Source organism: Pseudomonas oryzihabitans (genome assembly GCF_001518815.1).
GTDB classification, from domain to species: Bacteria; Pseudomonadota; Gammaproteobacteria; order Pseudomonadales; family Pseudomonadaceae; genus Chryseomonas; species Chryseomonas oryzihabitans_E.
In genome coordinates this window covers 583,739-606,512 of the sequence record NZ_CP013987.1, presented here as the reverse complement: position 1 = coordinate 606,512, position 22,774 = coordinate 583,739, and the positions used below count along the sequence as shown (strand labels likewise).

At 64.7% G+C, this 22,774-nt stretch carries 23 protein-coding genes and 1 tRNA gene; 13 read left to right on the top strand and 11 right to left on the bottom strand.

Translation table 11 applies throughout. The features are described from left to right. Positions 1-14: 14 nt before the first annotated feature. From APT59_RS02820 to hemA, 6 genes are all read right to left on the bottom strand, one after another. Complete coding sequence (locus APT59_RS02820) at positions 15-539, bottom strand: acyloxyacyl hydrolase (protein ID WP_059313454.1); 525 nt, start codon at positions 537-539, stop codon at positions 15-17. 151 nt (positions 540-690) lie between these two features. Beyond that, complete coding sequence (murI, locus tag APT59_RS02815; protein ID WP_059313453.1) at positions 691-1,482, bottom strand: glutamate racemase; 792 nt, start codon at positions 1,480-1,482, stop codon at positions 691-693. Next, positions 1,475-2,230, bottom strand: a complete 756-nt coding sequence (locus tag APT59_RS02810; protein ID WP_059313452.1) for a molybdopterin-synthase adenylyltransferase MoeB — start codon at positions 2,228-2,230, stop codon at positions 1,475-1,477. Before APT59_RS02810 ends, murI begins: the two co-directional genes overlap by 8 nt. Further along, entirely contained in the window at positions 2,224-3,054 is an 831-nt protein-coding gene (prmC, locus tag APT59_RS02805) for a peptide chain release factor N(5)-glutamine methyltransferase (protein WP_059313451.1), read from the bottom strand. The genes APT59_RS02810 and prmC overlap by 7 nt, the downstream gene beginning before the upstream one ends. A gap of 3 nt (positions 3,055-3,057) precedes the next feature. Next, positions 3,058-4,140, bottom strand: a complete 1,083-nt coding sequence (gene prfA / locus APT59_RS02800; RefSeq protein ID WP_059313450.1) for a peptide chain release factor 1 — start codon at positions 4,138-4,140, stop codon at positions 3,058-3,060. After that, complete coding sequence (gene hemA, locus APT59_RS02795; protein WP_059313449.1) at positions 4,137-5,405, bottom strand: glutamyl-tRNA reductase; 1,269 nt, start codon at positions 5,403-5,405, stop codon at positions 4,137-4,139. Before hemA ends, prfA begins: the two co-directional genes overlap by 4 nt. A 244-nt stretch (positions 5,406-5,649) precedes the next feature. Between hemA and APT59_RS02790 the strand changes: the two genes are divergently transcribed. The 9 genes from APT59_RS02790 to APT59_RS02750 all read left to right on the top strand — a co-directional run bounded on the left by APT59_RS02790 (position 5,650) and on the right by APT59_RS02750 (position 13,492). Then, positions 5,650-7,374 carry a tetratricopeptide repeat protein gene (locus APT59_RS02790; protein WP_059313448.1) on the top strand — a complete coding sequence of 575 codons (1,725 nt, stop codon included), beginning with the start codon at positions 5,650-5,652 and terminating at the stop codon, positions 7,372-7,374. Then, on the top strand, positions 7,371-7,991 hold the full coding sequence (gene lolB, locus APT59_RS02785; RefSeq protein ID WP_059313447.1) for a lipoprotein insertase outer membrane protein LolB: 621 nt from the start codon (positions 7,371-7,373) through the stop codon (positions 7,989-7,991). Before APT59_RS02790 ends, lolB begins: the two co-directional genes overlap by 4 nt. Beyond that, positions 7,988-8,848 carry a 4-(cytidine 5'-diphospho)-2-C-methyl-D-erythritol kinase gene (gene ispE / locus APT59_RS02780; protein ID WP_420480497.1) on the top strand — a complete coding sequence of 287 codons (861 nt, stop codon included), beginning with the start codon at positions 7,988-7,990 and terminating at the stop codon, positions 8,846-8,848. Before lolB ends, ispE begins: the two co-directional genes overlap by 4 nt. Before the next feature lie 25 nt (positions 8,849-8,873). Further along, positions 8,874-8,948 (top strand) — tRNA-Gln (locus APT59_RS02775). 41 nt (positions 8,949-8,989) lie between these two features. Next, positions 8,990-9,931 carry a ribose-phosphate pyrophosphokinase gene (locus APT59_RS02770; protein WP_017641089.1) on the top strand — a complete coding sequence of 314 codons (942 nt, stop codon included), beginning with the start codon at positions 8,990-8,992 and terminating at the stop codon, positions 9,929-9,931. A 122-nt stretch (positions 9,932-10,053) separates the two neighbouring features. Further along, entirely contained in the window at positions 10,054-10,674 is a 621-nt protein-coding gene (locus APT59_RS02765; RefSeq protein WP_059313446.1) for a 50S ribosomal protein L25/general stress protein Ctc, read from the top strand. A gap of 34 nt (positions 10,675-10,708) precedes the next feature. Further along, a complete protein-coding gene (gene pth, locus APT59_RS02760) occupies positions 10,709-11,293 on the top strand; it encodes an aminoacyl-tRNA hydrolase (protein WP_059313445.1) in 585 nt (194 codons plus the stop codon). 42 nt (positions 11,294-11,335) lie between these two features. Then, the gene (gene ychF / locus APT59_RS02755; protein WP_059313444.1) at positions 11,336-12,436 is read left to right on the top strand and encodes a redox-regulated ATPase YchF; all 1,101 of its coding nucleotides are present in this window, start codon (positions 11,336-11,338) and stop codon (positions 12,434-12,436) included. 171 nt (positions 12,437-12,607) lie between these two features. Continuing rightward, positions 12,608-13,492, top strand: coding sequence for a LysR family transcriptional regulator (locus APT59_RS02750; RefSeq protein ID WP_059313443.1), 885 nt, complete (start codon positions 12,608-12,610; stop codon positions 13,490-13,492). 9 nt (positions 13,493-13,501) lie between these two features. On the opposite strand, the gene APT59_RS02745 is transcribed toward APT59_RS02750, so the two are convergent. Both APT59_RS02745 and APT59_RS02740 read right to left on the bottom strand, forming a co-directional pair. Then, positions 13,502-14,755, bottom strand: a complete 1,254-nt coding sequence (locus APT59_RS02745; RefSeq protein ID WP_059313442.1) for an enolase C-terminal domain-like protein — start codon at positions 14,753-14,755, stop codon at positions 13,502-13,504. An 8-nt stretch (positions 14,756-14,763) separates the two neighbouring features. After that, entirely contained in the window at positions 14,764-15,459 is a 696-nt protein-coding gene (locus APT59_RS02740) for a FadR/GntR family transcriptional regulator (RefSeq protein ID WP_059313441.1), read from the bottom strand. Positions 15,460-15,704: 245 nt separating this feature from the next. Here APT59_RS02740 and APT59_RS02735 point away from each other — a divergent pair, with 245 nt between their 5' ends. The 3 genes from APT59_RS02735 (at position 15,705) to idnD (ending at position 18,963) form a co-directional block, all read left to right on the top strand. Beyond that, positions 15,705-16,472: an SDR family oxidoreductase gene (locus APT59_RS02735; RefSeq protein WP_059313440.1), complete on the top strand. Its 768-nt coding sequence runs from the start codon at positions 15,705-15,707 to the stop codon at positions 16,470-16,472. Between the two features lie 95 nt (positions 16,473-16,567). Beyond that, on the top strand, positions 16,568-17,902 hold the full coding sequence (locus APT59_RS02730) for an MFS transporter (protein WP_237140563.1): 1,335 nt from the start codon (positions 16,568-16,570) through the stop codon (positions 17,900-17,902). A 2-nt stretch (positions 17,903-17,904) separates the two neighbouring features. Further along, on the top strand, positions 17,905-18,963 hold the full coding sequence (gene idnD / locus APT59_RS02725; protein ID WP_059313438.1) for an L-idonate 5-dehydrogenase: 1,059 nt from the start codon (positions 17,905-17,907) through the stop codon (positions 18,961-18,963). A 121-nt stretch (positions 18,964-19,084) separates the two neighbouring features. Here the strand turns inward: idnD and APT59_RS02720 are convergent, their stop codons facing one another. Beyond that, entirely contained in the window at positions 19,085-20,272 is a 1,188-nt protein-coding gene (locus tag APT59_RS02720) for an MFS transporter (RefSeq protein WP_059313437.1), read from the bottom strand. Between the two features lie 103 nt (positions 20,273-20,375). On the opposite strand from APT59_RS02720, the gene APT59_RS02715 reads away from it, so the two are divergent. Next, entirely contained in the window at positions 20,376-21,251 is an 876-nt protein-coding gene (locus APT59_RS02715; RefSeq protein ID WP_059313436.1) for a LysR substrate-binding domain-containing protein, read from the top strand. Here the strand turns inward: APT59_RS02715 and APT59_RS02710 are convergent. Both APT59_RS02710 and APT59_RS02705 read right to left on the bottom strand, forming a co-directional pair. Continuing rightward, a complete protein-coding gene (locus tag APT59_RS02710) occupies positions 21,248-21,616 on the bottom strand; it encodes a hypothetical protein (RefSeq protein WP_059313435.1) in 369 nt (122 codons plus the stop codon). The genes APT59_RS02715 and APT59_RS02710 overlap by 4 nt on opposite strands. Before the next feature lie 105 nt (positions 21,617-21,721). After that, positions 21,722-22,630, bottom strand: a complete 909-nt coding sequence (locus APT59_RS02705; RefSeq protein ID WP_059313434.1) for a LysR family transcriptional regulator — start codon at positions 22,628-22,630, stop codon at positions 21,722-21,724. Positions 22,631-22,774 lie beyond the last annotated feature (144 nt).

Genomic DNA, 22,774 nt, shown 5'->3' with positions numbered 1-22,774 from the left:
ATACCAGCTCGGAATCAGAGCGTGTGGCTGTAGAACAGCGCATAGGACTCGATGCCATCGTTAGGCTGCTTGATGCCGGCGTTGGAATAGTGAGTCGCACGGATACCGACGCGCTGGGTATCGCCGATCTTCAGACCCAGGCCGATGCGGTCTTCGAAGTTGAAGGCCGACCCCAGGTCCTGCTCGCCGACCTTGGTGCTGGAGAATACGGCGACGCCGATACCGGCCTCGACGAAGGGCTTCACATGACCCTGGCCGAATTCGTAGACGAATACCGGGGCGAAGGACAGCGAATGCTGATCTGAAGAACGGCCATTGTCGCCTTCCCAGTAGGTGTAACCGGCGTCCCAATAACCGGTCAGGCGGCCAGTGGAGCTTTCCCACCAGCTCTTGTCCCAGTTCCAGCCGGCCCCGATGCGATAGGTCATGCCGTTCTGGCTGGTTGCCCCGACCGCACCAGTGAGCTCCACGGCCTGCACCGACGCCACTCCACCCAGCGAAAGCGCGGTGGCTACTGCGAAGGAAAGCAATTTGTTCATGAGAGTGCCCTTGTGAATGTTTCTAGTTTTTTCTAACCGCCAGCATTGACCCCGAAGTCGTGAAGGGGTTCACAGGCTTCGACTTTTTACCTACAGGGCTGAATGCTAGTCGCTGAACAGGGCTTTGGCGAGTGAAAAGGATGTGGAAACGTCAGACGAACGCCTGTACCACGGCCCCTTCCGGCCACAGCGGCGGTAGCACCGCCCTCAGCTCGGCGGGGCTGCCCGAAGTCCAGAGGCGCGTCGGCCCGGCCGGCCCGCTTGCCAGACGCCCCTCCAGCAGAAGGAGACTTTGCAGACGGCGCGCCACGGCGGCACCGGTGTCCACCAGGATGACCTCTGGCGGCACCAGCTCGGCCAGCAGGGGCCGCAGGAAGGGATAGTGGGTGCAGCCCAGGATCAGGGTGTCGCACTCCGCCGCCAGCAGCGGTTCGAGAAAACCCTGCAGCAACCTTCGGGTCTCGGGGCCCAGCAGATCGCCACGCTCGACTTGCTCCACCAGCCCCGGACAGGGCTGGGTCAGGACCTGAATGCCCAGGGCGAATCTGTCCAGCAAGGCGGCGAACTTGGCGCTCTGCAACGTTCCCGTGGTCGCCAGGACGCCGACCCGACCATTGCGGGTGGCCGCCGCGGCGGGCTTTACCGCCGGCTCCATGCCGACGATGGGCCACCGGGGATAGCGCTCGCGCAGATCGGCGACCGCCGCCACGGTAGCGGTATTGCAGGCCACCACCAGCGCCTTGGCCCCTTGTTCATACAGTCGCGCCGCGATCAGCTGGCAGCGCTCACGGATAAAGGCCGGAGTCTTTTCGCCATAGGGGATATGGCCGCAATCGGCGACGTAATGCAGGGTTTCCGCCGGCAATAGCCGCCTGATCTCCGCCAGCACCGACAGGCCGCCGACGCCCGAGTCGAAGACCCCGACCGGTGCCTCGTCAGCCATGACGGGCGCCGCACACCGGGCAACCCGGATCGCGCTTGACCCGCAATTCACGGAAGCGACTGCCCGCCGCGTCCACCAGCAGCAGGCGACCGATCAGGGGCTCGCCGAAGCCGGCCAGTAGCTTGAGCGCTTCGAGCGCCTGCAGACTGCCGACCAGCCCTACCACGGGCCCGAGCACCCCGGCCTCGCTGCAACTGAGTTCGGCCTCGCTGCCCTCGCCATAGAGGCAGTGGTAGCAGGGACTGTCAGCGCGGCGCGGATCGAAGACACTGAGCTGGCCTTCCAGGCGAATGGCCGCGCCGCTGACCAGCGGACGCCCCGTGGCCACGCAGGCGGCATTCACCGCCGCTCGGGTGGTGAAGTTGTCCGAGCAGTCCAGCACCAGATCCACCGCCGCGATTCGAGCCGCCAGGCTGTCGGCGTCCAGCGCCTCGCGCAGCGGCACCAGGCGCACCTCGGGATTGAGCGCCGTCAGCCGTTGCAGCGCGGAATCCACCTTGGTCTGGCCGATCAGGGTTTCATCGTGCAGTACCTGGCGTTGCAGATTGCTCAGGTCGACCCGATCGAAGTCGGCCAGATGCAATTCACCAACGCCGGCTGCCGCCAGATAGAGCGCCACCGGCGATCCCAGGCCGCCAAGGCCGACGATGAGCACCTTGGCTTCTTTCAGCCGCAATTGTCCGGCGATATCGACCTGGGCCAGCAGGATCTGCCGGCTGTAACGCAGCAGTTCGCCATCGCTCAGCATGGCCAGCGGCCTCCGCTGATACGCTCGTGGCCGCCCAGATCATGGCGGCTCTCGACCTCGGTGAAGCCCTGGCGGGCCAGCAATTCCCGCACCGCGCCGGCCTGCTCGAAACCGTGTTCCAGCCACAGCCAGCCACCGGGATGCAGGTGATCGGGCGCTGCCGCAATCAGCTCGCGAATATCGTCCAGGCCATCGGCGCCGGCGACCAGGGCGCTGCGCGGCTCGAAGCGCACATCGCCCTCCTCCAGATGGCGATCACTGCCGGCGATATAGGGGGGGTTGCTGACGATCAGCTCGAAGCGCTGCCCGTTCAGGGCGGCGAACCAGTGACTCTGCTGAAAGGTGACATTGCCCAGGCGCAGGCGCTCGGCATTGCGCTGGGCCAGGGCCACCGCCGCCGGGATGCGATCCACGCCGCTGATCTGCCAGCGCGGCCGCTCATGGGCCAGGGCCAGGGCGATGGCGCCGGTACCGGTGCCCAGATCCAGCACCCGCATCTCGTCGGCCAGTGGCAGTGCCAGGGCAGTCTCCACCAGCACCTCGGTGTCGGGCCGGGGAATCAGGGTGTCGGCGCTCACTTCCAGATCCAGCGACCAGAAGCCCTGCTGGCCAAGGATGTAGGCCACCGGCTCACCCTGCTGGCGCCGCTCGAGGTCGGTCCGAAAGCGCGCCAGGGCCTCGCGCGGCACCAGCTTTTCCGGCCAGGTGCGCAGGTAGCTGCGCGGCTTGTCCAGGGCGGCGGCCAGCAGCAGCTCCACGTCGAGGCGGGCGCTAGGGGAGTCCGGTAGCTGGCTTTCGCGCAACAGGGCGCCGATGGTAGCCATGGGTCAGTCCCCCAGTGCGGCCAGCTGGTCGGCCTGGTATTCCTGCAACAGCGGATCTATGACCTGCTGGACATCGCCATTGACCACCTCGCCCAGGGAATAGAGGGTCAGGTTGATGCGGTGATCGGTCACCCGGCCCTGGGGGAAGTTGTAGGTGCGAATGCGCTCGGATCTGTCACCCGATCCCACCAGCAGCCGGCGGGTGTCGGACATTTCCTTGTGCGCCGCCGCATCCTGCTGGTCGTTGAGCTTGGCCGACAGCCAGGCCATGGCCTTGGCGCGGTTCTTGTGCTGCGAGCGCTCTTCCTGGCATTCCACCACGATGCCGGTGGGCAGGTGGGTGATGCGCACGGCCGAGTCGGTCTTGTTGACGTGCTGGCCGCCTGCGCCGGAGGAGCGATAGGTGTCGACCCGCAGATCGGCCGGATTGATCTCGATGGCCTGCTGCTCGTCGGGCTCGGGCAGCACCGCCACGGTGCAGGCCGAGGTGTGGATGCGGCCCTGGGACTCGGTTTCTGGGACCCGCTGCACCCGGTGCGCACCGGACTCGAACTTGAGCTTGGCGTAGACGCTGTCGCCTTCGACCCGGGCGATGACTTCCTTGAAGCCGCCGTGCTCGCCCTCGTTCTCCGAGAGCACTTCGAGGCGCCAGCCCTGGCGTTCGGCATAGCGCGAATACATGCGGAACAGATCACCGGCAAAGATCGCCGCCTCGTCGCCACCGGTACCGGCACGGATTTCCAGGAAGACGTTGCGGCCGTCGTTGGGATCCCGCGGCAGCATCATGCGCTGCAGCTCGTCTTCCAGTTCCTGCAACCGCGCCTTGGCGCTGGTCACCTCTTCTTCGGCCATCTCGCGCAGATCCGGATCGCTGTCCTTGAGCAGCGCCTGGGCACCCTCCAGGTCGGCCTGCACCTTGCGGTATTCGATGAACGCCTGGCTGACCGGCTCGAGTTCGGCGTATTCCTTGGAATAGGCACGGAACTGGGTCTGGTCGCTGATGACTTCGGCGTCGCCCAACAGCGCGGTCAGCTCCTCGAAGCGGTCCTGCAGACCGTCGAGCTTGTGCAACAGAGAGGTCTTCATGTCTTGTCCAAACCCTCGTCGAGGGCGAAGAGTTCCTGAGCCAGGGTCAGCGCGTCGACGCGCCCCTCGGCGGATAATTTCTTGAGCTGCACGCTCGGTGCGTGCATCAGCTTGTTGGTGAGACTGCGTGCCAGGGCCGCCAGGGCTTCCTGGGGATCGGCGCCATTGGCCAGCTGGCGCTGGGCGCGGGCCAGCTCGTCATCACGGATCTGCTCGCCCTGCTGGCGATAGGCGCGGACCACGTCCACCGCGGCGCGCTCGCGCAGCCGCTGCATGAAGTCCTCGACCCCGGCCAGCACCAGCTTCTCGGCCGCCTGGGCGGCGCCCTGGCGACTCTTGAGATTTTCCGCCACCACCTCGTGGAGATCGTCCACCGTATAGAGGTAGACGTCTTCCAGCTCGCTCACCTCCGGCTCGATGTCGCGCGGCACGGCGATATCGACCATGAAAATGGGCTTGTGGCGACGCTGCTTGAGCGCCCGCTCCACCGCGCCCTTGCCGAGGATCGGCAACTGGCTAGCAGTGGAGCTGATGACGATGTCGCTGTTGACCAGTTCGTCGGGAATGTCGGCCAAGAGCACGGTATGGGCGCCGAACTCTTCCGCCAGGTGGCTGGCGCGCTCCAGGGTTCGGTTGGCAACGACGATACGCCGCACGCCCTGTTCATGGAGGTGACGGGCGACCAGGGTGATGGTCTCGCCGGCGCCGATCAGCAGGGCCTGGCTGCGGCTGAGGTCGCTGAAGATCTGCTTGGCCAGGCTGACCGCGGCAAAGGCCACCGACACCGGGTTCTCACCGATCGCGGTGTCGGTACGTACCGCCTTGGCGGTGTTGAAGGTGGCCTGGAACAGGCGCCCCAGCAGCGGACCGACGGTACCGGCCTCGCGGGCCACGGCATAGGCCGACTTGAGCTGACCAAGGATCTGCGGTTCGCCCAGTACCATGGAGTCCAGCCCCGCGGCCACGCGCATCATGTGCCGTACCGCGGCCTCGTCCTGGTGCAGATAGATGCTGGCGCGCAAATCTTCCAGGGGGACCCGGTGGTACTGGGCGAGCCAGGCCAGCACGGCCTCCGCCAGACTGGGCTCCAGCTCCAGATAGAGTTCGCTGCGATTGCAGGTGGAGAGAATCGCCGCTTCGCGACTGTGGGTGGCCTGCTCCAGCTGGCGCAGGGCTTCGACCGTCTGCTCCGGAGTGAAAGCCACACGTTCGCGCACCTCAACCGAGGCGGTCTTGTGATTGATGCCGAGCGCGAGAAAGGCCATGGACGCAAGCAGTCGAACGGATAGGAAAGCCGGACATTGTCCTATGGGCGCGCGGTGGCGACAACCAGCAGCGACGAGACGTCGGACAATGGGTGTCATAGCCTGGGCAAATGAATCTTGCCGGACAAAAGGCGTCAACAGCCTCGACCACCGCACTTCTCGGCCGGCCGCTGCGCATGCGCGACGCGGCTACGGCGACTCTTGTGGCATGATGGACCGACTGTAAAAAGGCCGCCCCGACCCTATGACCAGATACCTTGCGCTGCTGACGACCGCCCTGCTGCTCGCCGGCTGCCAGAACCTCGGCCGTCAGCCGACGCCCGCCGCCGCCATCCCGCCGCCCACCGCCAAGACGAGCACGCCGCAACCGGCCGGCTCCTTTCGCGAAGACACCCTCTATGACCTGCTGGTCGGCGAGCTGGCGGGGCAGCGCAACCGGTTCGACATCGCCCTGACCAACTATGTCGAGCAGGCCAAGTCGACCCAGGATCCGGGCGTCGCCGAGCGCGCCTTCCGCATCGCTGAGTACCTGGGTGCCGATACCCCGGCACTGGAAACCGCGCAGATCTGGGCCCGCAATGCTCCGGACAACCTGGACGCCCAGCGTGCCGCCGCCATCATGTTGGCCCGCGCCGGTCGCTATGACGAGTCCATGGCCTACATGGAGCGCGTGCTCCGGGGCCAGGGTGACACCCACTTCGATTTCCTTGCCCTGTCCGCGGCGGAAACCGACGAGACCACCCGCGCCGGCCTGCTCAAGAGCTTCGATCGGCTGCTGTCCAAATATCCGCATAACGGCCAGCTGCTGTTCGGCAAGGCCCTGCTGCTGCAGCAGGACGGCCGCGCTGACGAGGCGCTGAAATTGCTGGAGCGCAATCCGGCGGCCAAGCGGGAAGTGGCCCCTTTGCTCCTGCGCGCGCGCCTGCTGCAAAGCCAGGACCGCAGCGCCGAGGCCCTGCCGCTGCTCGAAGCCGGCATCCGCCAGCATCCGGAAGATCGCCGCCTGCGCCTGGCCCATGCCCGGCTGCTGGTGGAGCTGGATCGCCTGGACCAGGCCAAGCGCGAATTCGCCGAACTGGTCGCCCAGTTTCCGGACGATGACGACCTGAGATTCTCCCTGGCGCTGGTCTGCCTGGAAGCCCAGGCCTGGCGCGAAGCCCAGATCTACCTCAAGGAACTGATCGACCGCGGCAGCCATGTGGACGCCGCGCACCTCAATCTGGGGCGCAGCTACGAGGAACTCGACCAGCCCGAGCAGGCGCTGGCCGAATACACCCAGGTCGGTCCAGGCACCGATTATCTGGCCGCCCAGCAGCGCCAGACGGAAATCCTGCTCGGTAGCGGCCGCATCGCCGAGGCCCGCCAGCGCCTGGCCGAAGCCCGCAAGCGCCAGAGCGAATACGCCGTGCCGCTCTATCTGCTGGAAGTCGAAGGCCTGGCCAGTGCCGACCAGACCGCCCTCGCCGACCAGACCGTGCAGCAGGCCCTGCAGCAGTATCCCAACGACCTCAACCTGCTCTATGTCCGTTCCATGCTGGCGGAAAAGCGGGGTGATCTCGGGCAGCTGGAAAGCGACCTGCGCTACATCATCGCCCACGACCCCGACAACGCCATGGCCCTCAATGCCCTCGGCTACACCCTGGCCGATCGCACGCCCCGGTTGGCTGAAGCGCGCCAGCTGATCGACAAGGCGCATCAATTGAGCCCGGACGACCCGGCCATCCTCGACAGCATGGGCTGGATCCGCTATCGCCAGGGCCAGCTGGCCGATGCCGAACGCTATCTGCGCCAGGCCTACGAACGCTTCCCCGACGCGGAAGTGGCCGCCCATCTGGGCGAGGTGCTCTGGACCCAAGGCAAGCACAGCGAAGCGCGCAAGGTCTGGCGCGTGGGCCTCGACGCCGACGCCGATGACGCCATCCTGCGCAACACCCTCAAACGCCTGACTGGAAGCGAAACCCTCCGATGATCCGCGCGCGTACCCTCTTCACCCTGCTCCTGCTCGCCCTGCTGGCCGGTTGCGCCAGCACCTCCCACCAGGAGGCCGTGGAAGGCCAGGGCAACGCCGCCCAATGGCAGGCTCATAAAAAACGTATCTCCGCCCTCGATGGCTGGCAGATCGACGGCAAGGTCGGCATCCGCGCCCCGCGCGACTCCGGCAGCGGCACCCTGTTCTGGCTGCAGCGCCAGGACTACTACGACATCCGCCTGGCCGGCCCCCTGGGTCGCGGCGCCACCCGCCTCACCGGTCGTCCGGGCGCCGTCACGCTCGACGTCTCGGGTCAGGGCAGCTATCAGGCCGACTCCCCCGAGGCCCTGCTGGAACAGCAGCTCGGCTGGCGCCTGCCGGTCTCGCACCTGCTCTGGTGGGTGCGTGGCCTGCCGGCCCCGGACAGCCGCAGCCAGCTGACCCTGGACGCCGACAGCCACCTGGCGCGCCTGGTGCAGGACGGCTGGACCGTCGAATACACCCGTTACACCGAGCAGAACGGCTACACCCTGCCCGAGCGCCTCAAGCTCACCGGCAAGGACCTGGAAGTCATCCTGGTGGTGAAGAACTGGCAGCCGCGCGAGCTGGGCAAATGACCGTGGCACCCGCCTTCACCCTGCCGGCGCCCGCCAAGCTCAATCTGTTCCTGCATATCCTCGGCCGCCGTCCGGATGGTTATCACGAACTGCAGACGCTGTTTCAGTTTCTCGACTGGGGCGACGACCTGGGCTTTGCCGGACGCGATGACGGCGAATTGCAGTTGCATGACGGCCTGCCGGGTGTCGCCCTGGAACAGAATCTCATCCTGCGCGCGGCTCGCCTGCTGCAGGAAGAAAGCGGTACCCGCCAGGGCGCCGACCTCTGGCTGACCAAGCGCCTGCCCATGGGCGGCGGCATCGGTGGCGGCAGCTCGGATGCCGCCACTACCCTGCTTGGCCTGAATCACCTCTGGGGCCTGGACGCCAGTCTCGATGACCTGGCCGCTCTGGGGCTGCGCCTGGGCGCCGACGTGCCGGTATTCGTCCGTGGCCAGGCCGCCTTCGCCGAGGGCGTGGGTGAAAAGCTCACCCCCGTCGCGCCGCCGGAACCCTGGTATCTCGTGGCGGTACCGCAAGTCTCTGTAAGTACAGCAGAAATTTTTTCAGATCCGCTGTTGACACGGGACACTCCCGCCATTAAAGTTTGCGCCGTTCTCAAGTGGTCAGGTCGAAACGACTGCCAGAGTACGGTCGAAAGGCGTTACCCAGAAATTCGTAACGCTTTGATCTTGCTAAACAAATTTGTTTCAGCTAGATTAACCGGCACTGGAGGTTGCATATTTGGAAGCTTTCCAAATAAGACCGAAGCTGATACAGTAGCTAGCCAGCTACCAGCATCACTTCCAGGCTTCGTAGCCAAAGGCAGCAACACGTCAATGTTGCACCGGGCGCTGGCAAGCCTGACCAGAGAATGAGTACAGCTAGTACTCTGCAAGATACAGGGGCGTCGCCAAGCGGTAAGGCAGCAGGTTTTGATCCTGCCATGCGTTGGTTCGAATCCAGCCGCCCCTGCCATTTTCCTTCCAAGACCCACCTCAAGCCGCAGGAACTGCAGCGTGTCCAAGATGATGGTCTTCACGGGGAACGCCAACCCCGATCTGGCACGGCGCATCGTGCGCCAGCTGCACATCCCTCTCGGTGACGTCTCCGTCGGAAAATTTTCCGATGGCGAGATCAGCGTCGAAATCAACGAGAACGTACGGGGCAAGGATGTCTTCATCATCCAGCCCACCTGCGAGCCGACCAACGACAACCTGATGGAACTGGTGGTGATGGCCGATGCCTTCCGCCGCTCCTCGGCGACTCGTATCACCGCAGTCATCCCCTATTTCGGCTATGCGCGCCAGGATCGCCGTCCGCGTTCCGCGCGGGTCGCCATCAGCGCCAAGGTCGTGGCCGACATGCTGACCGTGGTGGGCATCAATCGAGTGCTCACCGTCGACCTGCACGCCGACCAGATCCAAGGCTTCTTCGATATTCCCGTGGACAACATCTACGGCTCCCCCGCCCTGGTGGATGACATCGAAGACCAGCGTTTCGAAAACCTGATGATCGTCTCCCCGGACATCGGCGGCGTGGTGCGTGCGCGTGCCGTGGCCAAGAGCCTGGGTGTGGACCTGGCGATCATCGACAAGCGTCGCCCCAAGGCCAACCAGTCGGAAGTGATGCACATCATCGGTGACATCCAGGACCGCACCTGCGTGCTGGTCGACGACATGGTCGATACCGCCGGCACCCTGTGCCACGCGGCCAAGGCCCTGAAGGAACACGGTGCCGCCAAGGTCCTGGCCTACTGCACCCATCCGGTGCTGTCGGGTCGCGCCATCGAGAACATCGACAACTCCGTGCTGGACGAACTGGTGGTGACCAACACCATCCCGTTGTCCGCCGCGGCTCAGGCCTGCAGCCGTATCCGCCAGCTGGACATCGCGCCGGTGGTGGCCGAGGCGGTACGCCGGATCAGTAACGAAGAATCCATCAGCGCGATGTTCCGTTAAGGAACAGCCGCTCTGGAAGCGCCCCGGAAGGCCGTGATGGCCTACCGGGGCTTTTTAGTCGGTAGGGCCGTAGAACTGGTCGCAAGTCTCGGTCTGCCGATTCCTTATCCTGGAGATTCACAATGGTTGATTTCACTCTGAATGCCGAAGTGCGTTCCGACCTGGGGAAAGGTGCGAGCCGCCGCCTGCGTCGTAACGCCGGTAACGTTCCTGCCGTGATCTACGGTGGCGACAAGGCCCCGACTTCCATCACCCTGGTCGGCAAAGACCTGGCCAAGATGCTGGAAAGCGAAGCTGCCTTCGCCAGCGTCATCACCCTGAAGGTTGGTGGCAGCAACGAAAGCGTACTGGTCAAGGCTCTGCAGCGTCACCCCTCCAAGGGCTACGTCATGCACGCCGACTTCCTGCGCGTCATCGCTGACCAGAAGCTGACCGCTCACGTCCCGCTGCACTTCATGAACCAGGAATCCTCCGTGGGCGTGAAGCAACAGGGTGGCGAGATCCTGCACACCATCAACGAAGTCGAAGTTTCCTGCCTGCCGAAAGACCTGCCGGAATTCATCGAAGTCGACATGGCCAAGGTCGAGCTGGACCAGATCATTCACCTGAGCGATCTGAATGTCCCGGCTGGCGTCGAGCTGGTATCCCTGGCCCACGGCAGCGATCTGCCGGTTGCCAGCATCCACCTGCCGCGCATCCGTGAAGAAGCTGCTGACGGTGCCGAAGAAGGCGCTGCCGAGTAAGTTCTCGCACGCCTGAAAGAGAAGGGCTCCTGACATGACTGCCGTCCAACTGATCGTCGGCCTGGGTAATCCAGGCCCTGAATACGACCAGACCCGGCACAATGCAGGGGCCCTTTTCGTTGAGCGACTGGCAGCCGCCCAAGGCGCGAGCCTGGCTGTCGAGCGCAAGTATCACGGCCTCGTGGGGCGCTTTCGCCACGCGGGCAACGACGTTCGTCTGCTCATCCCCACTACCTACATGAACCGTAGCGGCCAGGCCGTGGCGGCGCTCGCCGGCTTTTTCCGTATTCCGCTGGCGGCCATCCTGGTGGCCCATGACGAACTCGACCTGCCACCCGGCACCGCGCGCCTCAAGACCGGCGGCGGCCATGGCGGCCACAACGGGCTGCGCGACATCATCGCCCAGCTTGGCAATCAGAACGGTTTCCAGCGCCTGCGCCTGGGCATCGGCCATCCGGGCCACGCCAGCCTGGTCTCCAATTTCGTGCTGGGCCGCGCGCCGCGCAGCGAGCAGGAGCTGCTCGACAACAGCATCGACGCTGCCCTGGATGTCGTTCCGGAGCTGCTGGCCGGTGACCTGACCCGCGCCATGCAACGCCTGCACAGCCGCAAGGCCTGACCTACCCTACCCTCTTCCTTTTCTTCCGCGAGGACACACACCATGGGATTCAATTGCGGCATCGTCGGCCTGCCCAACGTCGGCAAGTCCACCCTGTTCAATGCCCTGACCCAATCTGGTATCGCGGCGGAAAACTTCCCTTTCTGCACCATCGAGCCCAACAGCGGCATCGTGCCCATGCCCGATGCGCGGCTGAACGCCCTGGCGGAAATCGTCAAGCCCGAGCGGGTGATCCCCACCACCATGGAATTCGTCGACATCGCCGGTCTGGTGGCGGGCGCCTCCAAGGGTGAAGGCCTGGGCAACAAGTTTCTCGCCAACATCCGCGAGACCGATGCCATCGCCCACGTGGTGCGCTGCTTCGAAGACGAGAACGTCATCCACGTGTCAAACTCGGTCGACCCCAAGCGGGACATCGAGGTGATCGACCTGGAATTGATCTTCGCTGACCTCGACAGCTGCGAGAAGCAGCTGCAGCGCGTCACCCGCAACGCCAAGGGCGGCGACAAGGAAGCCCTGGCGCAAAAGGCCCTGCTGGAAAAGCTGATCCCCCACTTCGAGGCCGGCAAGCCCGCCCGCAGCCTGCTGAAGGGCCTGGATGACGAGCAGAAGCGCCTGGTGCGCAGCTTCCACCTGCTGACCAGCAAGCCGGTGATGTACATCGCCAACGTCGCTGAAGACGGCTTCGAGAACAACCCGCACCTGGACGTGGTCCGCGCCATCGCCGAGGAAGAAGGCGCCGTGGTGGTACCGGTCTGCAACAAGATCGAGGCGGAGATCGCCGAACTGGACGACGACGAGGAAAAGCAGATGTTCCTCGAATCCATGGGCATGGAAGAGCCAGGCCTGAACCGGGTGATCCGCGCCGGCTACGAACTACTCAACCTGCAGACCTACTTCACCGCAGGGGTGAAGGAAGTCCGCGCCTGGACCGTCCGCGTCGGCGCCACCGCGCCCCAGTCGGCCGCGGCCATCCACACCGATTTCGAGAAGGGCTTCATCCGCGCCGAAGTGGTGGCCTATGACGACTTCATCGCCTTCAAGGGCGAGAACGGCGCCAAGGAAGCCGGCAAGTGGCGCCTGGAAGGCAAGGAGTACATCGTCAAGGACGGTGACGTCATGCACTTCCGCTTCAACGTCTGAGTCACGGCTACCGCCAAGGCCCCCTCCTCACCGCAAGGTGGTGAGGGGGTTTTCTTTTGGGCGATCGCTTTGATGGCAGGGCCGCGATGCCACGGTCATGGGCTTACGGATTTGGCACAATGACGGCCACTCGATCGCTCGCGAAAGCCCGCCCGCTGCCTGGATGCCGCCATGAACTTCGAAGACCTGCGCCTGTTCGTCACTACCCTGAACGAGGGCAGCTTCACCGCCGCCGCCGACAAGCTGGGGCTGTCCAAGCAGTTCGTCAGTCGGCGGACCATGGCACTGGAGGAAAGTCTGGGGGTGCGGCTGCTCAATCGCACCACACGACGCCTGCAGGCGACCGAACTGGGCATGCTGCTCTATGAGCGGGCGGTGAAGATCCTCGAGGACGTCAACGACACCGAGGAGCTGTTGTCCAGCCGGCGGACCGTGCCCCAGGGCGTGCTGAGGGTCAGCGCGCCCATGACCTTCGGCACCCTGCACCTGAGCCCCCTGCTGCCGGACTTCTTCTCGGCCTATCCGCAGATCCGCCTCGAACTGGATCTCAATGACCGGGCGGTGGATCTGCTCGCCGAGGGCTACGACATGTCGATCCGCATCGGCACCCTGGCCGATTCCAGCCTGATCGCCAAGCGGCTGACCGAGATGCAGCTGGTGACCTGTGCCAGCCCGGACTATCTGCGCCAGGCGCCGCCGCTGATGGAGCCGGAGGATCTGGCCGGACACAGCTGCCTGCTCTATGGTCATGGCCGGCAGGTGGAATGGCGTTTCCAGCGTGGGGGCAAGCCGCTGGCGCTGTCCATGCAGGGTCAGCTCAGGGCCAACAATGGAGAGGTGGTACGAGATGCGGCCATCGCCGGTCAGGGGATTGCGGTGCTGCCGACCTTCATCATCGGCGCGGCGCTGGCCTCAGGGGCGCTGGTGCAGGTGCTGGAAGACTTCGCCCTGCCCAGCGCAGCCGTCTATGCGGTCTATCCCCAGCACCGCCAGTCGGCGCGCATCGTCCAGCTGTTCTCGGACTATCTGCGCGACCGGCTGACGGCGGCGCCCTGAGCGCAGCGTTCAAGGCCGCGCAGCGGTACCATCAGGCAGGCGGGCATTGGTCCAACTGGGAATACCGCCCTCGACCGGGTAGCGCTTGGCCTTTTCTTCGTCCAGGTCCACACCGATACCGGGACGTTCATTGAGATAGACATAGCCGTGCTCGAAGACCGGGCTACCGGGAAAGACTTCGTAGAGCGCTTCGTTGAGCGGCGTCCATTCCTGAATGCCGAAATTGGTCGAGGCCAGATCCAGATGCAGGTTGGCGGCGATGCCGACCGGCGAGATGTCGCCCGGACCATGCCAGGCGGTACGCACGCCATGGAAGTCGGCGAAGATGGCAATCTTGCGGGCGGGTGTGAGACCGCCGACGCTACTGACGTGGCAGCGAATGAAGTCGATCAGGTTGTTTTCGATCAGCGGCTTGAATTCGTTGACGTTGGTGAAGAGTTCGCCCATGGCTAGCGGCGTCGAACTCTGGCCGCGAATCAACTTCAGCCATTCCAGCTGCTCCGGCGCCACCGGATCCTCCAGGAAGAACAGCTGGTGAGCCTCCAGATTCTTCGCCAGTTGTACGGCGGCGATGGGGGCGATGCGTTCATGGACGTCATGGATGAACTCCACGCCAAAGCCCAGGCTGCTGCGCAGGTGATCGAACAATTTTGGCACGGCGCGCACATAGGCGTCGGGATCGAAGTAGATGCCAGGCGTCTTTTCACGTGGCGAGCGCTTGGGCTGAATGTTGCGGGCCTTGGCCAGCTTGCCGGCGATCAGCTTGAGGTCTTCGGTACCGGAACCGCCGTACATGCCCATCTGGCAGCGCACGTGCTGATAACCTTGCTCCATTGCCGCGCGTACATTGTCTTCGACGGCGATTTCATCCTCGCCGTCGCAGTGGCGGTACAGTGGAATGCCATCGCGGCAACGGCCACCGAATAATTCGTACACCGGTAGACCCGCCACCTTGCCCTTGATGTCCCAGAGCGCCATGTCGATCCCGGAGAGGGCATTGTTCATGACCGGACCGTTGCGCCAGTAGCCGCTCACCGCCGCGGATTGCCAGATGTCTTCGATACGCCGCGCGTCCTTACCAATCAGAAAGGGCTTGAGGTACTGCTCGACAGCGGCCTCGACGGCAAAGATGCGCTGGGTAAAGGTCGCGCAACCCAGGCCATAGAGACCCGGCTGATTCGTCTCGATCTTGACCACTACCAGGTCGATGCCGCCCGGGGCGGTCAGAATGGTCTTTACGTTGGTGATCGTTAGGGCTTCCAAGGGACCTCCTAAGGGCGTCGTGGAGCGTCCTGCGCTTGCAGGGCGTCAAGATTGCTGCTCATGGCGTCGTTGAGGGTGCGCGCCGCGGCCTCGGCATCGCGATGCTTTAGGGCGAGATAGACCTGGATGTGGGCATTGACGCTTTCCAGGGTGATGCCCAAAACGCGATTGAGCTCTTCGAGGTAGTAGAGATACAGCGGACGGATCGCATCCATCGCGCGGATGAAGATCTTGTTGTGCGACGCCAGCGCGATGGCGTAGTGGAACTCGAAATCGGCCTGGGAGTAACGCGCATAGTCGTCCTTGCTCACCAGCATCCGATTGAGCGCCTCTTCCAGGCGCAGCAGATCCGCTTCGGTAGCATGGGTCACCGCCAGCGCCATGCAGCGGAACTCGACGGTTTCGCGAAACACCCTCATGTCGTCGAATTCGTCGCGCGACAGATGCATGATCGGCCGATTGTCGCTAGGCAAGCCGTGGCGAGCGAGATCCTCGATGACGAAGGTCCCCTTGCCCTGGTGGCTGACCACGATGCCCAGCCCGCGCAGGCGTTGCACCGCACTGCGTACGGTAACCCGGCTCACGCCGAAGGCCTGAATCAGCTCGCTTTCCGACGGCAACTTGCCGCCCGGTGGCCAGGTGCCCTCCTGAATCGTGCGCTTCATGCGCTCATAGATGGCGTCGACAGTGTTCTCGGTCGTCATGGATGACTGGGCTCGAAGCGGTAATTTGGACTTATATTATAGGCTGAAAAAAGGCTGTCCCATCAGCTAGCCTTCCAAAAACTTATCATATAAGTATTTTGGATAACCAGCCCTCTAGGGCTTATCGGATCGATATTCGAGAAAAATATGGGCACCCAAGGCAGGCGAGGCATCTTGATACTTATATGATAAGCTGAGATAGTGAGGGTCAATAGAAAAACAATAGACACCCGAGAGGTATTCCTATGGCTTCCCTGTTCGATCTCAGCGGATCCACCGCCCTCGTCACCGGCTCGAGCCGCGGGTTGGGTTTTGCCTACGCCCAAGGCCTGGCCGAAGCGGGCGCGCGCGTCATTCTCAACGGCACTCAGCCGCAACGCCTGCAAGCGGCCTTGGGCCGCCTGAGTGCGAGCGGTCACGATGCCCTGGGCGCCTGCTTCGACGTCGCCGACGAAAACGCGGTCGAAGCCGCATTCGCTGCCTGGGACGAGCAAGGCGTCGAGATAGACGTCGTGATCAACAATGCCGGTATCCAGCATCGGGAACCGCTGCTTGAGGTGTCCCTGGCCGACTGGCAGCGGGTACTAGACGTCAACCTCAATAGCGCTTTTCTGGTTGGCCGCGCCGCCGCGCGGCGCATGATCGCACGCGGGCGCGGCGGCAAAATCATCAACATCGGTTCGCTCACCAGCGAAGCGGCTCGGGCAACCGTGGCGCCCTATACCGCCGCCAAGGGCGGCGTGAAAATGCTGACCAAGGCGATGGCCGCTGAATGGGCCGAATTCGATATCCAGTGCAACGGCATCGGCCCCGGCTACATCCTGACCGACATGAATGCCGCGCTGGTCGAGAATCTGGAATTCGATCGCTGGGTCAAGGCCAGCAATCCGACCCATCGATGGGGCAAACCGGAAGAGTTGGTGGGAACCGCGGTGTTCCTGGCCGCGCCCGCCTCGCGCTATGTCAACGGGCAGATGGTGTACGTGGACGGTGGCTGGCTGGCCACGCTCTAGCCCCACCGCCGCCTCGCACCCTCTCGTCTAACCCGACAATGCACAAGAAAGGGCGATTCATGAAACCGACTCGCGCGCGTCTGTGGATCTTGGCCATGTTGTTTGTGGTCACTGCCATCAACTACATGGATCGGGCCAACTTGGCGGTGGCCGGCTCGGCCATCCAGGACGAATTCGGTCTGACCGCCACTCAACTCGGCCTGCTGTTTTCCACCTTTACCTGGTTCTATGCCATGAGCCAGATTCCGGTGGGCTACCTGCTCGATCGCGTCGGGCCACGACTGCTCTACGGCTACGCCATCATCCTCTGGAGTCTGTTCACCCTGCTGATGGGCTTTGCCTCCCATCATCTGTTCGCCAGCGCTGCCGCCTCCTTTGCCATGCTGCTGGTGTGCCGCGCGCTGGTTGGGGTGGCCGAAGCGCCGTCCTTTCCGTCGAACACCAAGATCATCGCCACCTGGTTTCCCGATCACGAACGCGCACGGGCCACGGCCACCTACTCCAGCGCCCAGTACATCGGCCTGGCCGTGCTGACGCCGGTGCTCTCCTGGATCGTGCTGACCTGGGGCTGGGAGGCGTCGTTCTATATTTCAGGGGCAGTGGGCATCGTCTTCGGGATCTACTGGCTGATGGCCTACCGCGATCCGCGCGAGAGCACCCGGGTCAACGCGGCTGAACTGGAGCACATCCGCGCCGGTGGCGGCGACGCCCAGGTGCCGGGCAACCGCAAGACCAAGGTGAGTTGGCGTGACATCGGCTACCTCCTGCGGCAGCGGACACTGTGGGGCCTTTTCATCGCCCAGTTCGCCGCGTCCTCGACGCTGTACTTCTTTCTGACCTGGTTCATCGTCTACCTGGAGAAAGGCCTGGGCCTGACCATCGCCAAGGCCGGCATAGGCGCCATGTTTCCCTACCTCATGGCCATGTGTGGCGTGCTCTGCGGCGGAGTGCTCAGCGATTTCCTGCTCAAGCGTGGCCATTCCCGCACCCTGGCGCGCAAGCTGCCCGTCATGCTCGGACTTGCGGTGACCACCAGCATCTGCCTGGTCAACTTCTTTGAAGACCAACCCGTCATCGCCATCGCCATCCTCTCGTTGGCGTTTTTCGCCAATGCCTTTTCCAATTTGGGCTGGGTGGTATGCAGCGATGTGATACCGCGCCATCTCATCGGCACGGTGGGCGGCTTTCTCAACGTCTTCGGCAATCTGTCAGGCGTCGTCAGCCCCCTGGTGATCGGTGTGCTGCTCGAACGTACCCACAGCTTTCAATACGCGATGTTCTATATCGCCGGCGTGGCCCTGGCCGGCCTGCTGGCCTATTGCTTCCTGGTCGGGCGCATCGAGGTGATCGCCCTGCCGGAACAGCGCAAGACCGCTGCCGACACCGGCCCATCCGGACTTCGCCCTTCATCCCAGACCCCAGGAGGCTGATCATGGCGCTGCAAACGATAGACAACCAGGCGTGCGTGGCCCACAGCGCCAAAGACGTGCGCGTGGAAACCCAGCAACTGAGCTTCGATCCCGCGACCCAGGTGCTGGTAAGAGTCGCCCGTGGAGGAATCTGTGGTTCCGATCTGCACTACTATCAGCATGGCCGGGCCGGGATGTCGATTCTCAAGCACCCACTGGTACTTGGCCACGAATTCGTCGGGGTAGTGGAACAGATACCGCCCTTGAATGGCCTGGACCTGCATGTCGGGCAGCGTGTCGCTATCAATCCCTCGCAACCGTGCAACGCCTGCACGCTGTGTCTACAAGGCAAGCGCAACCTCTGCCGCCGGATGAAATTCATGGGTAGCGCGCAGTTCGATCCCCATGTCGATGGCGGCTTTCGCGACCGGGTGGCCGTGTCGCCACACCAGTGCATCGCCTATGCCGCAGCGGCGCGTGACGAGGTGATGGTGTTCGCCGAACCGCTGGCGGTGGCACTCCACGCCGTCACCCAGGCCGGTGATTTGCTGGGCAAGCGGGTGCTAGTGACCGGCTCTGGCCCCATCGGTTGCCTGGTGATGGCGGTCGCGCGGCTGGCTGGCGCCAGCGAAGTGATAGGTACGGACGTCAGCGAGCGCTGTCGCGAACTGGCGCAGGCCATGGGCGCCGACCGGGTGGTCGATCCGCTGGACCAGAATGCGGTAGCCGCCTGGGAGGCTGACGGCGGCTATTTCGACGTGACCTTCGAAGCCTCGGGGGCACCCGCGGCCATTGCCTCCACCGTTCAGTTCACCGCGCCCAAGGGCCACATCGTGCAGCTGGGCATGGGCGCCGCTCGGGTGGAATTGCCGCTCGGTGCCCTGCTGGTAAAAGAGATCGAACTCGTCGGCTCCTTTCGCTTCATCGACGAATTCACCACGGCGGTGCGTTGGCTGGAAAGTGGCAGACTCGACCCCTTGCCACTGCTCTCGGCACAGTTTCCGGCACAGGACATTACCGCTGCCCTGGAGCTTGCTGGCGACAAAGCCAAGGCAGCCAAGGTCCAGTTGGTGCTCGGCTAGGATGGAACGACCGCTACCTGGCTGCAATTCTCCGACGGCGATCCGAGCCGCTGGCTGATCGGCGCCACTTGCAGGCGAACACCGGGGCGCTGGATTTGCCAGCGCATACCCTGCATGCGATTCATGCCCGGGTTTGGCGCTGGCGCAGCAGGAACAGGCCCCAGACCGCCAGCGCCGTGGCCGCCAGCAGGCAGCCGGCCAGGCTCACGCCGGTCCAGCCGAAGTGCTCGTACAGCCGCGCCGACAGCAGCGAGCCCAGGGAGCCGCCAAGGAAGTAGCCGGTCATGTAGCCGGCGTTGAGGCGGCTGCGGGCTTCCGGACGGAGGCGGTAGATCACGTTCTGGTTGCTGACGTGGCTGAGCTGCACGGCGAGATCCAATACCAGGATGCCGAGCAGCAGCGCCGCCAAGGACGTCTGGGCGAAGGCCAGGGGCAGCCAGGCCAATACCATGGCCGCCAGGCCGATACTGGTGGCGAGACCACCCTTGCCCTGGTCGGCCATGCGCCCGGCCAGGTTGGCGGCCAGGGCGCCCACCGCGCCGGCGAGACCGAACAGGCCGATGGCGCCATCGCTGAAGCCATAGGGCTCGGCGGCCAGCAGAAAGGCCAGGGGCGTCCAGAACACCGCGAAGACGGCGAAACCCAGGCAGCCCAGCAGGGTGCGCAGGCGGTGCAGGGGTTCGTCGCGCAAGAGCACGAACACCGAGCCCAGCAGGCGCGGATAGCTCAGGCCCGCCGACTGCTGATAGCGCGGCAGTGCCAGGCGCAGGGCCAGGGCGGTCGCCAGCATCATGCCAGCCGCCACGGCATAGACGGTACGCCAGTCGCCCAGGGACGAGAGCGCGCCGGCCACGGTGCGGGCCAGCAGGATGCCGAGGATGAGGCCACTCATCACCGTGCCCACTGCCCTGCCCCGCTGCTCCGGCGCGGCCAGGGTGGCGGCGAAGGGCACCAGCACCTGGGCCACCACCGAGAAGAGCCCGGTCATGGCGGTGCCCACTAGTAGCCAGGTCAGGCTGGTGGCGGTGGCGCTCAGGGCCAGGCCAGCGGCGGCGATCACGCTCATGGTGACGATCAGCCGGCGGCGCTCCAGCAGATCGCCGAGGGGCACCAGCAGCAGGAGACCGGCGGCATAGCTGAGCTGGGCGGTGGTGACGATGCTGCCGGCCTGGGTGTAGCTGAGGTCGAAGCGCTGGGCGATGGTGTGCAGCAGCGGCTGGTTGTAGTAGTTGCTGGCCACGGCGATGCCGGTGGCGACCGCCATGAGCAGGGTCAGCCAGCGGCTGAGGGGTGGCGTGGGAGTCGACATCCGCAGGGTCCGGGGAGGGAAAGGCCGATCAGTATCGGACAACAACAGCTATCGGTTAAATGAATCGTTAAGATAATCCCGATCTCATTTCAAGATAGAACCCATGAATCTCAAACAGTTGGAGTTCGCCGTCGCCCTGGCCGAGGAGCGCCACTTCACCCGGGCCGCCGAACGCTGCCACGTGGTGCAGTCGGCGCTCAGCCACCAGATCGCCCGGCTGGAGGCCGAGTTGGGCGCCACCCTGTTCGAACGCCTGCCGCGCCAGGTACTCGTCACCCCGGCGGGCGAGGCCCTGCTGGTCCATGCCCGTCAGGCGCTAGCGGCGGTGGAAAGGGCGCAGCAGGACGTGGCCGCCGCGGTCGGCACCATTCGCGGCACCCTGACGGTCGGCCTGATCTCCTCGGTGCCCCGCCTGGATATCGTCGAGTTGCTGGCCACCTTCCATGCCCGCCATCCTCAGGTGGACATCCGGCTGCGCCAGGACAAGAGCGAGACGCTGCTGGCGGCGGTGCGCGAGCGGCAATTGGATTTCGCCCTGATCGGCCTGTCCCGCCAGGTGACCCTGGAGGCGGTGGCCAGCCGTCTGCTGCTCAGCGAGGAGCTGGTGGCGGTGCTGCCGGCAGGGCACGTCCTGGCCAGACGCGAGCGACTCTCCCTGCATGAGCTGATGGATCTGCCGCTGGTGGACCTGCCCGCCGGCAGCGGGGCGCGGCGGCAGACCGATGAGGCCTTCGCCGCCCTGGGCCTGCCCCATCGCGTGCGCTTCGAGACGAGCAATATGCAGCTGCTGGAACGCTTTGTCCGTCGTGGGCTGGCGATCGGGCTGGTGCCTCACAGTATCGCCATCACCTTCGCGGGCCTGGCCCAGGTACCGGTCAGCGATGCCCCGCAGCGTAACGTCCATGCGATCTGGTCGCCGCTGCCGACACCGGCGGCGCGGGAATTCTTGCGGGTATTGGAAGAAGCCTTGGTGGACTAGCCTTCGCTCACCGGTATACGGCGGACGAAAGTACCCACCCGCCAGGCCAGTTGTTCGCCCTGGCACTGCACCAGCAGATTGCGCACTGGATAGGACTGACCGGCGACGCTGGCCTCGGCCTGGGCTTCGCTGGCGCCATCGAGGTGGTTGCGGGCAAGGACCTGGTAGCTGCCGGTGGGACAGCGCGCGGCCGCCTCGCCGGCGCAGCCGGACCAGCTGCCGAACACCCCATTGCATTGCACCAGGTAGGCCGTGTGGCCGTCCTTGAGATAGGCGTTGTGGGAACTGGCGCAACCGGCCAGCAGGGCAAGGAAGCCGGCGCAGGCCAGCAGGCGAAGGGCATTGCGGAAGGTGGCGAGGTTCATGGGAGGGGCTCCGTAAGACATGCAGCCATCCTAGAAAGCCAACCCCTTCGCCAATAAATCGTACCGGCGGATAGCGCTTATCGATGCCGCTGATAGCCCGAATTGCTAGGACGTCTCGCCCATGAATTTGACGATCTCGCCGCGCAGCCAGCGCTCTCCTGGGTCCAGGTCTTGAGCGGCGCGCCAGACCAGCGACAGCTTCGCCGGAACGATGGGAAACGGCGGTTCCTCGATGCGCAGACTGCCACTGGCGGCCAGCGCCCGGGCGGCATAGTCGGGCACTGTGGCGAGCAGGTCGCTGCCCGCCAGCAAGGCGCCGAGACCGTTGAAATGGGGCACGCCCAGGGCTACCTTGCGGCTGCGCCCGAGGCGCGCCAAATCGTCGTCGATGTTGCCGCAAAGATCGCCGGACATGGACACCAGCACATGGGGCCGGGCGCAGTAGTCGTCCAGGGTCAGAGGCGCGGGATCGGCGTCGGCGCGAACCACCAGGGCGCGGATGTGCCTCAGGGTGCGGCACTTGGCGTTGGCCGGCAGCTGGGTGGTGTAGCTGATGCCCAGGGACACCTCGCCACTGGCCAGCAGGCCGGGCAGCAGCAGGAAGTTGGCGTTGCGGACCACCAGCACGCAGTACGGCGCCACCTCGCGCAGGTGGGCCAGCAGCGGCGGCAACAGGCCGCACTCGACATCGTCGGACATGCCCAGGCGAAAGACCGCACGGCTGGCGCCGGGATCGAAGTCGTCGACCTCGCTCAGGGCATTGGACAGGCCGTCCAGAGCCGGTTGCAGACGGGCGAGGATGGCCAGGGCGCGCGGCGTGGGTTCCATGGCGCGGCCACTGCGCACCAGCAGCGGATCGTCGAAGAATTGCCGCAGGCGCACCAGGGCGGCGCTGATGGCCGGCTGGCCGAGAAAGAGTTTTTCCGCGGTGCGGGTAAGGTTGCGCTCGTGCATCAGGCTTTCGAACACCACCAGCAGGTGCAGGTCGATGCGGCGCAGGTCGTTGCGATTCACGGCATCCCTCCGCGAAGGTCAGGCGCCGGGAGAGGCGCCTGACTGTCGTTACCTTAGAGTCTGTTCAAAGTCTCGCGAGCTAGAGCCAAACAAGGCGAAGAGGCCTGAGGAAGCGGAGTTTACAAATAGTAAATGAGCATTCCG